This is a genomic window from Peribacillus sp. NPDC096622 (genome assembly GCF_044762665.1).
GTDB classification, from domain to species: domain Bacteria; phylum Bacillota; class Bacilli; order Bacillales; family DSM-1321; genus Peribacillus; species Peribacillus frigoritolerans_B.
The window spans coordinates 43,101-58,625 of the sequence record NZ_JBIWES010000017.1; the positions used below are offsets into that span (position 1 = coordinate 43,101).

Sequence of the window (15,525 nt, forward strand, 5' to 3'; positions counted from 1 at the left end):
TAAATCTAACTTTAGAGAACTTTCAGTATATTCTTTTAAGAATATTATACGTTTATTTGTTTTTTTATGCAATAAAAAGTCGATAAATAACTTTAGTAAAATAAAATTTTAATCCATTAACTCGGTAAATCAAAAACGCAATTAAGCTCTAATAGGGAAAGATGCACCCTTTTCCCCTTTACTCGAACTAATGGATATTATATTGAAAACAGTTAGCGTCACCTTTCAAAGGATTTAATAGAACAAAAATAAGCAGCGGCCATATTAGCGTGGCCGCTGCTCAAAAGATTATAAAGATTATTATGGGGCTTCCATATTCCCCTCTTCGATATCTAACATATCCAACAGGAAGATGAAGATCGGTATTCCGATGATCAATCCCCATATCCCAAGGAAATGCTCGGAAAACAATAGGATGATGAAGGTGAAAAATGTTGGAAGATTTGTTTTTGCCGACATGAATTTCGGATTTAAAATATAGCTTTCAATTGCATGGATCACAACAATCATGATTAATACAGCAATCACTTTGGGCATGCCGCCGATGCTATAGGCAATCATGCTAAGCGGGATGAGGGAGATGATGACCCCTGCAACCGGAATCAAACCAAGGAAGAAAATCATGATCCCTAGACCGAGCAACTGCGGGAAGCCAAGAATCCATAAGAAAGTTACGGATAGGACGGCATTCGTAATGGCTATCAAGAACTGGACCTCAATCACCTTTCCGAATGAATTGATGAATTTGACGCCAAAGTGGCTTAAGTTTATAAAGAAAGATTTAAATTTGGCCCGCTTGAATTTAGAGGTGAATCGAATGATTTTATCTTTTTCCAATAAGAAAAATAGACTAAGCAACATGGAAATGAAAATTTGAAATGCCAGTTTACCGAAATCGGATATATAAAGATAGAGTGTATTCATCTGTTTTTGAAGATCGAGCGGCGATTCCAGCTCGTTCATTATATTAATGGCATATTGAATGACCCTACTATCTGGTGGATGTTGAAAGAAGAAAACGATCTGTGTCACTAATTCCGTGAATTGTAGCGTAATGACCGGTAGATATTTATAAAGTACGATGGCTAAACAAGAAATGACGACTGCATATAAAAAGCTTATAACAACCTTGGAGTTGATATGCATCACTTTATTCAGCCGAATCATGATGAATTGCTCCAGCCTTCCCATCAGGAAAGTGAAAACAAATGTGAATAACACGATATTAACCATACTGCCGATGCTTATTAAAAAGAGGACTAACACAATTAATGTAATTAACCTTGAAAAACCTTCGCTTTGCAAATACTCTTTTACCACTTACCTATCTCCTAACTACCATTCTGCCGTGATAATTCCATCTACCTTTCATTTTACACGGAATTGAGGAATTCTACTACAATTACCTTGCATTGACAACAAAATTATTTGAATGATCAGTAAGACCCGGGATGGAGACGTAGTTAAGACCATTTACGAAAATTCGAAAATTGATTTCACAGCCATTTCTGCATGAAAAAACATCTGCCAAATCGGCAGATGCCAGACCGTAGACAAACTCAATGAAAATCTAGTATATCTAAGGTTTTTATTATGTTTTAGAATTTGGACGTTGATTTCCGCTTCAGGCACTCGCTTTCCGCGGGCGATCGTGGAGCCTCCTCGGTTTGCGCCTGCGGGATCTCCCCTAGACGCGCTTTTCCCGCATGAGTCTCGCACCTTCCCCCTTTTGTCAACAAACTCAACATCTGCCAAATGGAAAGATGCTAATCTTCATCCTTCACATCGATATCTTCAGGGATAGGTTCATTATAATAATCCGCTAATTGCTTCTTATATTTCTCCATCTGTTCAAGATGCATATTAAACTGCTCTTTAAAAATCAAATGCTGCTCACCATCATGAACGGTGCGAATTTTATTTTGAATGATCAAATTTTCTATATAAGTTTCCGGCATCGATAGATATTCCGCAGTCTCTTTTACTGTCAAGTACATGCCTTCACCCCTTTTCCCCTCTAACTATACTAGATATGAGGCATTATTTGAAGTGCTTGATTTAATGATTGAAAGTCCCTTACATGCCATGGAAAGGACGAAACAGTTTCAGGGTTTTGGCATACAACCTCCACAGCTTAATCGATTTTTGCCAAGGGAACATTTTGCAAGCAAATCCAAACAAAAACTTACAATCCCTTCCAAGAACATGTAAGATAATGTTAAAGTATTATATCCATAGATTAAGAGGAGTGGACAAAAATGACCTTCTTTTATGTCATTCTTGCGGCAATTTTTGCTGTTTTACTGGTCAATTTCGTTAAAAGGCTAAGTGAGCCAGCTAAATTGGAACGCTATCAAAATGAATTCCATAAATACCGTGAGGAAACTTTAGATCTGCATGCAACGGAAATCGTTTCAGAAACATTGATAGAAAAGCTTAATACAGCACTTGATTTTAATTATATGGAAAAGGTCAATACTGAATTCCGACTGAAGTACCCTCGGGACTCACAGGTAAAAGTCAATCAGGCTTGGCGTGAATTGAAACGCTATTTGATTATGGCTGCAGTGTTTGGAAAAGTTGAAATGTTTAATTCAGTCATCGATGAGTTGTGGCATATCATGCTGAATTATAGACAGGAATATGATCAGTTTTGCCAGGCTTTCATCGGTAGGACCATTAAGCACCATCCTCATTCAGAACCCGTTTTTAAACCCGAAGAGCGCACTCTTTTTGACTTTTACTATGTACAGCTATTTACGGTGGACTCCCATTCCATTCAAAGGTGGGGAAAATTTTTCAAACATGATAAAGGGCAAACGCTTCTCCGCGATTTTGAAACGTTGGAGCTGGAGCAGTTAAAAGAGAAATATATGCGGAAACCGACAAGTATTCAAGCGGAGCGGACCTTTGAAGCCTTCACTTCCCAATTTAAAGGAAATCGCCCCATGAAAGAATTGAATTGGCGGAAAACGTACGACCAGACGGACTACGCAGCTCCTGCTTATTTCACTTATGCAAGCACCGATGATTTTGACAGCGAATTTAAAGATATATTCGGGAATGAATCGAACACAGTTTCCTCCGGATCCGGCCATGTCGATCATGGTGGCCATACCGGTTCCCATGACAGCAGCTCTGATTCCTCTTCCAGCTGTTCTTCATGCAGTTCTTGTTCGTCTTGAGCTTCTCGCTTGGAGAAATCCAAGCGTTTTTGTATACACAAGCATTAGATGAACTGGATTGATCAAGCTTAGTTTTTTACTCAATTTTAAAGGAGTTACAACTGATATGGATGATAATGAGTTACGAAAATCCAGACCAGTTTTTGTCTATGCAAATTTGGAAAACTAGAAAAAATCAGTACAAGGTTTAACTGAAGATCGAGTGAAATTGATTCAAGAACTAAAAAAATATAGAAATGTCCTTTCACCATTTTTAATGAATGTTTTGCAAACTAATATAGATCAGTGGGAGATAGAAATTCATGATTGGCAAGAAGAAATTAATAAAATAGAAGAAGGAAAAGAATACTTTTAAATGCTCTCGGTTTGTAGACAAAAGTGGTTCGGAATTTATAAATTCCGAACCACTTTGAATTTTCGTCCAAGGTTTTGAGATTGAGGCTCTGGAAGCCCACTCTCTTAGGCCATTATTAGACATGTGCATTGAGCTCTCTTCTCCAAGTTAAAGGTAAGCATCGCTTCCATCGGAAATTTTTCCAGTCGTCTGATGCATTCCTTTTCCTTCTTCATTAATTCCACCGATTGAGCCAATTCTTGATCCTTTGTTTATTTTTCTCGAGAACCTCCTTAGAGGTCCTGTTGTCTTTTTGTTTTTTCCATTCAAAGAAAGATGCAATTCCGATAAGCAGGCCTCCGCCAATGATTAAATACAGCCACCATGGCATCTCGCCCCACATCGAATTGGTATTCATATAGACATTGAATAAAATGGTCCCCGTTCCAGCGATGAAATAGGATTTGTATTTCATCATGAATCCAAAAAGCATTGCCGCCAATGACACCGTGCCGATAATGAGGGCATCATATAAGGTGTTTCCTGCCATTGCATCAATGATTAAGGCTAAAAACAAGAGGATAACAATACCACTCTCGATATATTGTGTGATTTTTCCTTTAGCAAAGATTTTCCTCAGCAGAGTGGTGCTGACAATGAACAATGGCAGAATATTCACCTCCTCCGCAAGTAAAGGATGTATCGTGAGCTGATCGACAATGACCCAATACGGATATAGACTGAACAAAAGCGCTGCAGCCAATTGGGATTTTCTTTCCCTCTTGCCTGTCGTTGTGCTTCTCATCAAAATGAAATAGGCCGGAATCAGAAGTGCCACGAAGATTTCCAAAATGAAATGTGCTGGTCCCCCCGTCAAAACATCCATGTTCATGGCAAGAAGAAACAGCAGACCATAGACTCTGTAAAAATCCAATTGAAAACCTGCCCCGCCTTTATCAAGCAACCCTTTAAAGAATTTCCTGCTTAGCAGTACCATTATAGCCATACACCCCAAAAGGACTGCCGCTCCAACGAAAGGCTGTAATGTGTCCGCGTACATGATGATGGTCCAATACGGATACAAACTGAGAATTCCCGCCAGCCAAACGTAGATGCCTTTTTCTTTTACATCCTTTGTGAAACTTCCAATCAAGATGAAGTAAACCGTGATCAAGAGCGAGACGAAAACCTGGAGTAACTGGCTTGAGGTTTCAGTTACTGGGATTCCCCTATTCATGGCAAGTAAAAACAGCAGGCCATATATCCTGTATGCATCAATGGTAATACCTGTGTCTTCCTTTTTGATTAAACCATCGAAATAACGCCGGCTTAAAAGCAGCATCCCTGACATAAAGCCGAAAAGGAACAGCAAGCCCATTACAACCGATTGGCTGTTGGCATAGCCGACGATGATCAGGAAGGGATACAGACTGACTAGTGCAGCAATATTGGAATAGATTTTCTTTTCAAGCTTTTCCGCTGTCAGACCCCTCAGGAAGATGAAGTAGGCGGTTAACAGAAGTGAGACAAAGACTTTGAGTAACTGATGTTTAGTATCGTTAAAAACCTCCGCATTCATATCGATCAAAAAGAATAAACCATAGATCCTGAAAGGATCAAAGCTGATGATGCCTGATCCGTTTTTCTTGAGTGACCCGCTGGAATACAGTCTGCTCAGCAACAACATCCCTGCCATACAGCCAAAAAGAACAGCCAAACTCGTGACGTTTGGAAGTGTATGGGCATAATCTATGATATTGATGAACGGGAAAAGGCCGATGATGGCCGCTATACCCGAGTAAATGCTTTTTTCTTTCTTATAGATCGTGAATTTCCCCATAAGAATGAAGTAGGTAGGCAACAGCAGGGAAACAAAAATCCCCAAAATCGCAGAACCTGTATCGCTCAAAAACACTTCCAGGTTCAGAGTACACAGATATAACAAACCAAAAATCCGATAATGATCAATGACTCTCTCCGTTGCCTCTTGGTTGACCAATCCTTTGAAATGGCGTCTGCTAGCCAGCACCATCACAGCCATACATACAAGCAATACGATAATCGCCATAACCAGAGGTAATGTATTTACATACATATTATAGAAAATGAACGCCAAGCTTAGAGGAGCCGCAACATAGTTCCGCCAATTCCTTTTCATGAGCAGATACCAGGCAAACAAGAACTGTACAGTCATCACTCCTACCCAGACCAATTCCCTGTTAAGCGGAAAATCCCGGATTGCCGTTTCCAATATGGATATGCTTATTGCTAAATGAATGAATGGAATAAGATAATACTCCATGATGCCTTTCCAATTCTTTTTGGAAACCGACCACAGAATGGTTATGAGTCCTGCTGTTATCATCATGCATATTGATGTAATGAATGCCATTCTCCCCACGTTTGCAAAAAATAAATGGACCTGCAGGAAAAGTGTCGAAAACCCCAGGTACGTAAAAACGTATTTTTCCCATTTCACATTTGCCCTTAAAGCACTCAAAATATAAATCAACAGTTGTGAAACATATAGGAACGGTGAACTTTCCGTATGGATGATGAGCAAATATCCAACGGGAATCGCCAGTAAATTGGCAAGGTGACTCGTATATTGGAAGTACAATTTCCCATTTCCCGAATATTTCCCAAGCCATCCTCCTAGAAGGAAAAAGACGATAGGACCTAGGAGCACAAACGCAATCTTCAGCACCATTGAACCAAAATCAAAAACATCGTAGAGTGAGGCATATAGGCCGGCACTTGTGATCACGACAGGCACCCAGAAAATTTGCTTCCGATGTATATGGACGGACCAGCCGTTCATTGCAGTAGCTATGGCAATGACTCCGCTTGCCTCCAAAGGATTCAATGAATCGAAGGGAATCGATATCAAGGAAAGGAAGGAAAGAATCTGTCCGCTATATGCAAAAACAGGAAAGTATTTATGGTATCCCTTTTTAAATGAGTAGGCTGAACAGATGGAAATCAGTGAAACCCCCATTAAATAGACGCTGAGCGGTATATTTGATCGGACCCACCCTAAACTCTCCAACAAATATGGATAGAAAGCAACCAAAGCCAGTACGAAAGTGATTGGAAACCCGTATATGGCGTTATCCTTCATATGCTTTGATTCGTCTTTTATATATGTGATGAAGAAAAGCCCAGAAATCATGGCGAGCTCTGCACTAACTGCAAGCCAATCCATTTCGCTGAATTTACTGGCCAGTATCACTAACATGATCATTGGGGAGATGAGTAAGATACTCTTCTTAAACAGGCTGTACCTTGGATGACGATTATATAAATATACTCCAAGATATTGAATGACCTGAACAACAAAAATCAGATTTAAAATGATAGAAAAAGAGACTGGCAAGGCAAAGAAAAGATATAGGAACGCTAAGTCGAAAACAATAACAGCCGGGTACGTGAAGCTGGAATTTCTCGAATGAAGGGAAACATGGACAAGCTGAGCGGATATTATCATGAGCGCAATGAATATTTGCGCATAGATCTCCTGGTACACCATCGCGTTACTATATAAGAAAACGATCCCGCTCTCAATCAAACTGGCGAACATGAAGTTCTTCGAAAGCTTAGTCATTTTGGATTTAGCCAGATATTTCGATAGCATAGTAAAAATGATTGGAACAAGTGCAAATGCAATGATCATGTACTCACTTAAAAACGAGTTATAAACTAGATGGATATAGCCATACGTGAAAACGGCGCTAAAAGCCATTTCATAATATTTTTTTTGGAATTTGACCGAAAAAATCAAAAACAAAACAGAAAAGACCATCAACGTTAGCGAATACACCAAGTTACTTGAAAATAACGTCAGGATCACAAAGGCTTCCACAATGATCTTAAACTGGATGAATTGAAAAATGACTGGTTTGAATAACGATAATGCTTTTTGATTTTTCAATTGCTCCCTATTCCATAATAGTATTAAATTAAGAATGCCAATCGCCAAAAACATCCACTCGATAGTGGGTGTCACAAAAGCCAATCCGAAATAGCAGGTTATGCCAAACGTGAATATTGAAATGAAAATGAATATTTTCGACTTGAAGTAGTCAGCAATCTTACAATAAATGGCTAAGCAAAGTAATCCCCCAAGAAACCCCAGAAGCCCCCGCCCATCACCATTAAGTGAAAGGTACTCTCCAAAAATCCGATAATATGAAGCTGATAAAATAGTAATCGGAACGAATAACCCGGCTAGCGTCAGGAATGCAAAAGCGGTTTGTTTAATTTTCAGCTTCGACGCGATGAAGGCCATCCCTGCAAAAATGACGGAAACCATTCCAATGAAGAAAACTTTCAGGACCGCATTCAGATCCCCCCATGAAGTGGTTGCTAAAATCAACCCGCCAAACAGAAGCAATATGACCCCAGTGAGCAGGATGACAGAGATATTCCGTTCCCTGATTTGCTCAGGTGTTTTCTTCGGCTTTACCGGTTTTACCGGTTTCTCCCGCTTGATGGACTGCTGTAGAATAACCGGTTTCCTATCAGTGATCTCCTTGACAGGTTCCAGACTATCCTCCAAAACGGATTCAATAGGATCATACCCGGCCTTCTCATTTTTCATTATCGATTCTTTCCATTTACCAGATTCCCGTAATCCAAATGGAAATTCTTCCCTCAGGCTATCTTGAACCTTCATCTCGGCACTTTCACCGATAATCGTTTCCTGTTCTTGGATGGATTTCTTTTTTTCATCCTCTAAGCGCCTTTCTTTATGGAGGGCAAGTTGGAAATGGCGATTATATGCCCTGCTAATCCGGATATATTCTGATTTAGGGATGAGCCGCCTTTCCCATAAAACATCCAGCTCTTCTTGGAAAATACGCTTCCTTCTTTCTAATGTCATTTCTTCGTTTGAAGAATCATTCATCCCAAGATTCCCCTTCCTTCAAATAGACCTTCTATCATCTTATGTATATTCTCTTTTTGATAATAACAAAGTTCTTCCATTTTTTTAAATATTTAGGGTGATATACTGATAGAACAACGAATCCAGTAATGTTCCTCATGACTCAAAAAAAAATGACTTCCATTTGAAGCCATTCAACGTCTTTACATTGATTTTACTTTATCCTCGCTCCTGATAATGCATAAATAAACGATCATCGAAATGAAAATCGAGGCGGCTGCCGTGATATAGATGCTCCTATAGCCGAAGAGGAAGCCTATCTGCCCGAACACGATGGCACCTATGCCCACTCCAAGATCAAAAAATGAAAAGTATGTTGCATTTGCCATCGCCTTCCGATTGGGTGCCGTCTTTTCAATCGACCATGCCTGCAGCGCCGGCTGGACAGAACCGAATCCAAATCCATAAAGCACTGCCGCAATGTAAAGGACCGCTTCACTCGGCATCCATGCAAGCAGCAGCATCCCAGCCATGATGAGTACTGTTGAAGGCACGAATACGGCTCGATGTCCCCTTCTGTCATATAATCGGCCCGCGAATAATCTCGTGACCATGAGGGCCATTGCATATACTAAAAAGTACCACTGAATTCCATCTACACCTTTTTCCGCTGTATACAGGGGAAGGAATGTTGCAATTCCACCAAATGTAACGGAGATGAAGAAAATGAGCAAAGATGGCTGAAGGGCACTTTTTTCATATATATCAAACCTTTTGGCTCTGACAGCGGCCGAAGGATCACTTTCCACTTTTTGATACCGAATAAGTGATGCCGCAATGATGGCAAGCAATCCTAACAAAGAGCAGATCAAAAACAACTCTTGAAACGGAAGGACCGTAACTAGGAAAAGACCCAATGATGGCCCGAATGCCAGTGCTAAGTTACCCGATAATCCGTAATACCCCATCCCCTCACCACGCCGTTTCGCAGGGATTATATCGGAAGCAATCGTTCCTGAAGCCGTTGAAGAAAATCCCCAGCCGACGCCCTGTACAATCCGCATCATGAATAACAAGCCGATGCTCCCCATGAAACCGAAGGAACCCACTGACAATGCAAAAATGGCTAACCCGGCAAGAAAAACGATGCGCCTTCCTTTCGTCTCCAATAACCTTCCGGCAATTGGCCGGACAAGCAAGGCCGAAAAAGTGAAGATTCCAAGGACAGCCCCCACAAGACGGTCATCACCGCCAAGCTGTTCTACAAACAACGGGAGGGTCGGCATCGTCATTTGAAAACCCATGAAGATGCACATATTTGCCAAACAGATCATGATGAAATCACGTGTCCAGATTTTATCAGTCCCTCTTACCCGTTCATCCACTAAGGTTTCCCTCATATCCCTTCACCTTCTAATTATAATAGTCATTGCCAGTTTACTAAAATTGCTTAAAATAAGCGAATGATTTATTTCGTGTACCTAAATATATATATATAAATAAAAGCCCAATATGACATCGGGCTCCCCCTATAACATTCATGATCATTTCCGTCCACTTACCCTCCGTTATGCAAACTAATAATTTAGGTTCGCCATGCTTTTAATGCATATCATCCCTTCATACAGCGGAACGGCTCCAAATCCTTTTGGCTGAAACGAAACCCGCCAATATAATGGAATTCCCTTAAATTCTAAATTTCATAAAACATCCTATGAAACAACCATTCTGTAAGTGAAGAATGGTTGTACCGCCCTATCTTATTGTATGCCATTTCTTTCATCTGCCCGCCCGAACGAGTTTCTGTTCTTTTCTTCGCCGTATATCCTGAAACATTTTTTGATCCGCTTCCATGAATAAGCTATCCATATTCCCTTTGGAATGCGAACGGTAAGCATGCCCGAATGACATACTGATGTGAGGGCCTTTTTTTAGGGAGTTTTGCAAAAGGATTTCTTCCATTAATAATTCACAAAGAGATTCTACCTCTCGCTTGCTTCTGTCAATCAGAAGAATGGCAAACTCATCGCCTCCCACTCTCGCTACAACAGCGATGTCCGAGAAAATCCGTTTCAATAGATTTGCCGCTGCTTTAATCAATTCATCTCCTTTCTTATGGCCATACGTATCATTCATAAATTTCAGCTCATCTAAATCACACAATATCATGGCAACCGGAGTATCGAAATCAAGATTGGATTTGGCAGATATATTATCGAAAAACTGTCGATTATGGATGTTCGTTAATGGGTCATGGGACATTTGATACTCAATATCCTGTATGAACCTCACTCTTTCATCGATATTGCGAATGATTCCTTGAACGGCTACCAATTGCTCTTTTTCATATATAGGTGTGGCATATTCCTCGAACCACAAAAAATCCCCCTCGATATTTCTCCAGCGTTGAATGACCGGCTTAGTATAATCAATCCCAATATATACCTTTTCATTTAGGAGTTCAAAGTCATCAGGATGAATCCTTTCGAAAGGGGAGGAAGGGTCATTGTATGCTTCTTCCAAGACACCTTGACCTAAAAGTGTATTGATGGATGGACTTAGATACCTGAACTTGGAACTTGGATTTGATTCGTAGCAGTAGATAATATCCTTAGAACTTTCCACTATATTAAAAACCTTTTTTTGCACTTCGAACCCTTTCTTCAGATAGTCCACCTCCCTTTTCTTGCGAGTGAAGATCATACGTTTAAATATATCCAATGACAATTTATTGAATTTCATTCTACAGCCCCCATGCTTTTGAAGTCGTTTCATTAAAACTTTTCCTTAGATTTGATGGCGGACTTACACTCATTACTTTTAACATAATTATCCTTCATATATTATAATTCCAAAAACATCTAAAAGGAAAAACTTTAAATCTTTTTCAATATTTCCTTAGAAGGGGGCCGCTTATAGCAATGGCAGCATAACTGAAAAAAGCCGACCCCAATTGGATCCGCTTTTTCATGCTTCACGACTATTTCGTTATCTCGATTTTCCCATTATTCGTTTCCAATTTAACTAGATTTTCACCTTTGCCAATGACAGTATTGCCTTCGTACTTACCAAGGATATCTACTCTCCCATTGTCAACATGAACATCGAATGTTGTATTTGTCGGTTCATTCTCCGTTTTGATCATGATTTTACCATTATTACTTTCGAGTTCGATCTCCCTATCCAAGTCTTTCGTGACTAATGTGATTTTACCGTTATTCGATGAACCAACCAGTTTTCCCTCCACATTATTAAGCTCTACTTTTCCATTAGCAGATTTCACTTCAACTTTTTCGGTTATTATATCATTTAATTCTACCCGGCCATTTTGAGATTTCACATTTAGATTTTCACTTTTCAATCCTGATATTTGCAATTTTCCATTATCGGATTCGGCGACAAAGGATTTATAAGATTCTTCAGGCACATATACCTTTAAATGTAAGGATTGAATATGAAAACCAAAGCTAAAGGTGCGTCGATCTTTTAATTGTACCGAAAGCTTCTTCCCTTCCACATCTGCAGTGAAATCCAACTTGGAAACATCCATCCCTTTTGAAACCAACTCTATCCTGGTCTCCGTATCCTTCGTTGGAACGATTTCTACAGCTGCATTATCAGTGTCGATCCGAATGTCCGTCACGATTTCCGAAATCGTTTTTTCCTCTGTAGTCGTTTCCTTATTCGTCACTTGGGAAAACGTAAACAGACTTCCTATTACTCCGATCAATAACAATACAAGTGCAATGATCGATAATTTTTTTACATTAATCATTTTTCAAACCGCCTTTCACAAGGGAAGCGTTAAATTTTAAATAGCGAATGAATCCTTTAGTTAAAGCATTCGTGGCAACAAACATTCCCATGGCAATGAAAATGCCAATCCCGCATAGTCCCAATGCGAAGAAAAGATCGAATAATTGAAAGTTACCTATCGCAAGGTTAAAAAGAACGCCAAACGGAGCAAGAATGAACGCTATCGCCGAAGCCCATCCTGCAATGACAACTCCGATCAATGCTATAAATGGCCCCAAAACGATTACTAAATTAAAGAATCCCAAGCCAATGACTGCCCAAACTGCCCGCATGACATTACTTGCAGAAGTCGTTTGTTCGACCTGACCCAGATGATAGGATGCCATCAGTTCCTTGGAAATCTGTTTAGGATTCCCAAGGGATTTGGAGATTTCCTGCTCTGACTTCCCTTCTTCCATTCCAATTTCGAAATACTCTTCGTAATCTTGAAGGATATCTTCCCGTTCCTCTAAAGAAAGTCTGGTTAAAGAGGCATTCAATTGTTTTAAAAATTGTTCTTTATTCATTGGTTCACACCTTCCTTGATTAATTGGTTGACACCATGGGAAAATTCATTCCATTCCGTCAGCAGCTCTTGAAGGTATCTCCGGCCTTTTTCGGTTAATGTATAATACTTGCGCGGAGGCCCTTCTGTTGATTCTTGCAAATATGTCGTAAAATACTCTTCCTTCGTCAATCGCCTTAAAAGTGGATATACCGACCCTTCCGATATTTCAATTTGATCCGAAATCTTCTGTACAAGTTCATACCCATAGCGATCCTGCTTATCCAGTAAAACCAGGACACACAGTTCCAGGACACCTTTCTTAAATTGTACATTCATAGCACCTTCACTCCTTCCGAAAGTTTTTCAGTATAGTTCAATAAACAGTACTGAACACCGAATAATACATCTTATGTAAATAATTTACCACATGGTACTGTTCATTGCAAGGTACTATAAATAATTTTTGCTCTTACATGCATTCTAATAAGGGTAGAAGAAAATTAGCATTATATTCAAAGCTGCAAGAGAATACGATGTATAATAGTAAAATGTGGAAGGAGGAGTTACTTTGGCCAACAAAGCAATAACAAAAAAACAATTCGATTTTCTTGAACATGAATTTAATTACCTTGAAAAGGAAGGAGTCATCTCCCAGCAAGAGAAAGTGAGGATGTTAGGTTCCTATGATATCAAAGGTAATTTGAACTTCATCACTATTTTATTATCCATTGGGGCGCTTCTTTTAGGTTTAGGCGTATTGACCTTCGTAGCCAGCAACTGGATCTATTTAAGTAAAGCGGTTAAATTCCTGCTTATCATTGCATGCCTCATCGGAGTGAATTTTGCTGGCATGAAGGTGCATGTACGCTTTCCCAAAACGTCACGAAGTCTGCATTATGCAGGTATTCTGATCTTTGGTGCAGGGATTTTTCTAGTCGAGCAGATGTTTAACATTAGCATCAATTTCAACAGTTCCTTTTTATTATGGGCGATTGGAACGGTATTCATTGGATACTATTTGAAGGATGTTTTCATCCTCCTTTTTACAACCTTTCTGCTTTTCATTTATATTAATGGAAGTATATTCGTTGATGAAACATCTTATCCGCTTGCCATTCTTGTATTTCTACCGGCTTTATACTTTCTGTTAAAGAAATTCGATTACCCTAAATATCTGACCTTTTTCATTAACGCTTTAGCCATCAATACAATTGCCTTATTTCTTATGGAATTCGTGCCGAAACAAGGGTTTGAAAATTCGAATACGATAGTCCTTTCCATTTTGTTTGTACTGGGAATCGTGCTTGCCTATATTCCGGTAAGAGCCAAATTACAAAACATCACACACATACAAGGGCATATCTTACATGGTATAACTGCACTCTTCCTTACCTTTGATTTTTCAATCTGGTTTCCTTTAGCTTATTTCGTTTTTCTGCTTTATCTGATTCTAAAAGGCAGTTTGACCAGCATCGTGATAATATGTGCACTGATTTTCAGATATTACATTTACTCCTTTGACTTCCTGCCAAAATCACTTACATTCATCATCGGTGGAATCATGCTTATCGGTTTTGGCTTCTTCTTTGAAAATCAACGAAAAAAAGGAGGGGAACTCAATGAGTAATCAATCATTCAGGCCACTCATCGTATTTTCCATTCCAGTCTTGATTCTGTTAATCTTGGCGTTTCCTCCGGTCTGGACAACAATGACAGGAGATGTAATCAAGATCAAAACAGCCCCGGTCGACCCGACTGACTTATTTAGGGGAAGCTATGTGGCATTGAAATACGAAATTGAATCAGTTAGGTCATCACAAGTCGATGACTCGATTAAAACCGAGTTCAATACAAGAAATATGGGTGATTATAAAAAGGTATATGTACGTTTGAAACAAAACACTGATGGACTATACGTGGTCGATTACGTAACGAAAGAAAAACCCGGCGAAGGCGTGTACCTAAAAGGGGAATTGGAAATCCCATATGACCTGCAAAATGCTAAAACCATTCAGATCAGATACGGTCTGGACAATTATTTCGCTTCCGAAGAAAAAGCAAAGGAAATGGAGAAGGACGCATTGGCCAATCCTTCAGTGGCCGTCGTAAAAGTTCGTAATGGCAATGTTGTTTTAACCGATATCATCATTGAATGAATGCCCCCGGATATGACTAGCAAAAAGAGCATCGTTTTTTCGATGCTCTTTTTTTGCTGGACTTTTTTCATATGAACATCAGATTGTTACTTAATGACCCGTTTTGCCCCTATATATTTTTCTTTCCAATACTTATCACTCATTTTGACCACCTTGACCCCTTTGGTAGTGGTCCCGACAAATGTACCATTTCCATAATAGATTCCTACAAAAGAGACCTGCCCTTTCTTACCTGTCGCATAGAAGACCAAATCGCCCGCTTTTAAATCTTTTTGCTTCACGGCCTTTCCGGTTTTATACTGTTCCGCACTCGTTCTTGGAATCTTCATTTCTGTGGCGGCATTTTTATATACATATTGGGTAAGACCGCTAGCATCAAACCCTTTTGGGGTCGTCCCCCCATATTTATATTTGCTTCCCACCTGCTTCTTTGCCAAAGCGGCAACTTCATCACCATAATTGATAGAGGCTGAAGCATTAGCCGGACTGAATATGAATGCCGTCAATAATGCCCCGATTAAAACTATGGCTGTAAACCATTTTGAAACTTGTAAACTATAACTCATCCTTTTTCCTCCCCAAACTGAAAATGAACCACAATTTTAAATGTATGTTGCATTTCGGTTTTTAGACCAAATCATGTTCGGCGATCATCATCTCGG

The 15,525-nt window shown here is 39.6% G+C and carries 13 protein-coding genes; 4 read left to right on the top strand and 9 right to left on the bottom strand.

The window, feature by feature from the left end:
* Nucleotides 1-300 precede the first annotated feature (300 nt).
* Both ACIQYG_RS22365 and ACIQYG_RS22370 read right to left on the bottom strand, forming a co-directional pair.
* Nucleotides 301-1,320, bottom strand: a complete 1,020-nt coding sequence (locus ACIQYG_RS22365) for an AI-2E family transporter (RefSeq protein WP_402842644.1) — start codon at nt 1,318-1,320, stop codon at nt 301-303.
* Between the two features lie 446 nt (nt 1,321-1,766).
* On the bottom strand, nt 1,767-1,997 hold the full coding sequence (locus tag ACIQYG_RS22370) for an excisionase family DNA-binding protein (RefSeq protein WP_402842647.1): 231 nt from the start codon (nt 1,995-1,997) through the stop codon (nt 1,767-1,769).
* A 261-nt stretch (nt 1,998-2,258) separates the two neighbouring features.
* Between ACIQYG_RS22370 and ACIQYG_RS22375 the strand changes: the two genes are divergently transcribed.
* Nucleotides 2,259-3,185 carry a glycine-rich domain-containing protein gene (locus ACIQYG_RS22375; RefSeq protein WP_402842649.1) on the top strand — a complete coding sequence of 309 codons (927 nt, stop codon included), beginning with the start codon at nt 2,259-2,261 and terminating at the stop codon, nt 3,183-3,185.
* A 202-nt stretch (nt 3,186-3,387) separates the two neighbouring features.
* Nucleotides 3,388-3,540 (top strand): hypothetical protein, encoded by a 153-nt coding sequence (locus ACIQYG_RS22380; protein WP_402842652.1) that lies wholly within the window; start codon nt 3,388-3,390, stop codon nt 3,538-3,540.
* 214 nt (nt 3,541-3,754) lie between these two features.
* Here ACIQYG_RS22380 and ACIQYG_RS22385 read toward each other — a convergent pair whose 3' ends face one another.
* The 6 genes from ACIQYG_RS22385 to ACIQYG_RS22410 all read right to left on the bottom strand — a co-directional run bounded on the left by ACIQYG_RS22385 (nt 3,755) and on the right by ACIQYG_RS22410 (nt 13,043).
* Complete coding sequence (locus ACIQYG_RS22385; protein WP_402842654.1) at nt 3,755-8,425, bottom strand: hypothetical protein; 4,671 nt, start codon at nt 8,423-8,425, stop codon at nt 3,755-3,757.
* A 182-nt stretch (nt 8,426-8,607) separates the two neighbouring features.
* Nucleotides 8,608-9,804, bottom strand: coding sequence for an MFS transporter (locus tag ACIQYG_RS22390; protein ID WP_402842657.1), 1,197 nt, complete (start codon nt 9,802-9,804; stop codon nt 8,608-8,610).
* Between the two features lie 379 nt (nt 9,805-10,183).
* The gene (locus tag ACIQYG_RS22395; protein ID WP_402842659.1) at nt 10,184-11,146 is read right to left on the bottom strand and encodes a sensor domain-containing diguanylate cyclase; all 963 of its coding nucleotides are present in this window, start codon (nt 11,144-11,146) and stop codon (nt 10,184-10,186) included.
* A 238-nt stretch (nt 11,147-11,384) separates the two neighbouring features.
* Complete coding sequence (locus ACIQYG_RS22400; RefSeq protein ID WP_402842662.1) at nt 11,385-12,179, bottom strand: DUF4097 family beta strand repeat-containing protein; 795 nt, start codon at nt 12,177-12,179, stop codon at nt 11,385-11,387.
* On the bottom strand, nt 12,172-12,726 hold the full coding sequence (locus tag ACIQYG_RS22405; RefSeq protein WP_402842664.1) for a DUF1700 domain-containing protein: 555 nt from the start codon (nt 12,724-12,726) through the stop codon (nt 12,172-12,174). The genes ACIQYG_RS22400 and ACIQYG_RS22405 overlap by 8 nt, the downstream gene beginning before the upstream one ends.
* Nucleotides 12,723-13,043 carry a PadR family transcriptional regulator gene (locus ACIQYG_RS22410; protein WP_402842667.1) on the bottom strand — a complete coding sequence of 107 codons (321 nt, stop codon included), beginning with the start codon at nt 13,041-13,043 and terminating at the stop codon, nt 12,723-12,725. The genes ACIQYG_RS22405 and ACIQYG_RS22410 overlap by 4 nt, the downstream gene beginning before the upstream one ends.
* 232 nt (nt 13,044-13,275) lie before the next feature.
* Here ACIQYG_RS22410 and ACIQYG_RS22415 point away from each other — a divergent pair, with 232 nt between their 5' ends.
* On the top strand, nt 13,276-14,334 hold the full coding sequence (locus ACIQYG_RS22415) for a DUF2157 domain-containing protein (protein ID WP_402842670.1): 1,059 nt from the start codon (nt 13,276-13,278) through the stop codon (nt 14,332-14,334).
* Nucleotides 14,327-14,863, top strand: a complete 537-nt coding sequence (locus ACIQYG_RS22420; protein ID WP_402842673.1) for a GDYXXLXY domain-containing protein — start codon at nt 14,327-14,329, stop codon at nt 14,861-14,863. The genes ACIQYG_RS22415 and ACIQYG_RS22420 overlap by 8 nt, the downstream gene beginning before the upstream one ends.
* A gap of 86 nt (nt 14,864-14,949) precedes the next feature.
* Here ACIQYG_RS22420 and ACIQYG_RS22425 read toward each other — a convergent pair whose 3' ends face one another.
* A complete protein-coding gene (locus ACIQYG_RS22425) occupies nt 14,950-15,429 on the bottom strand; it encodes a C40 family peptidase (protein ID WP_402842675.1) in 480 nt (159 codons plus the stop codon).
* Nucleotides 15,430-15,525: the final 96 nt, after the last annotated feature.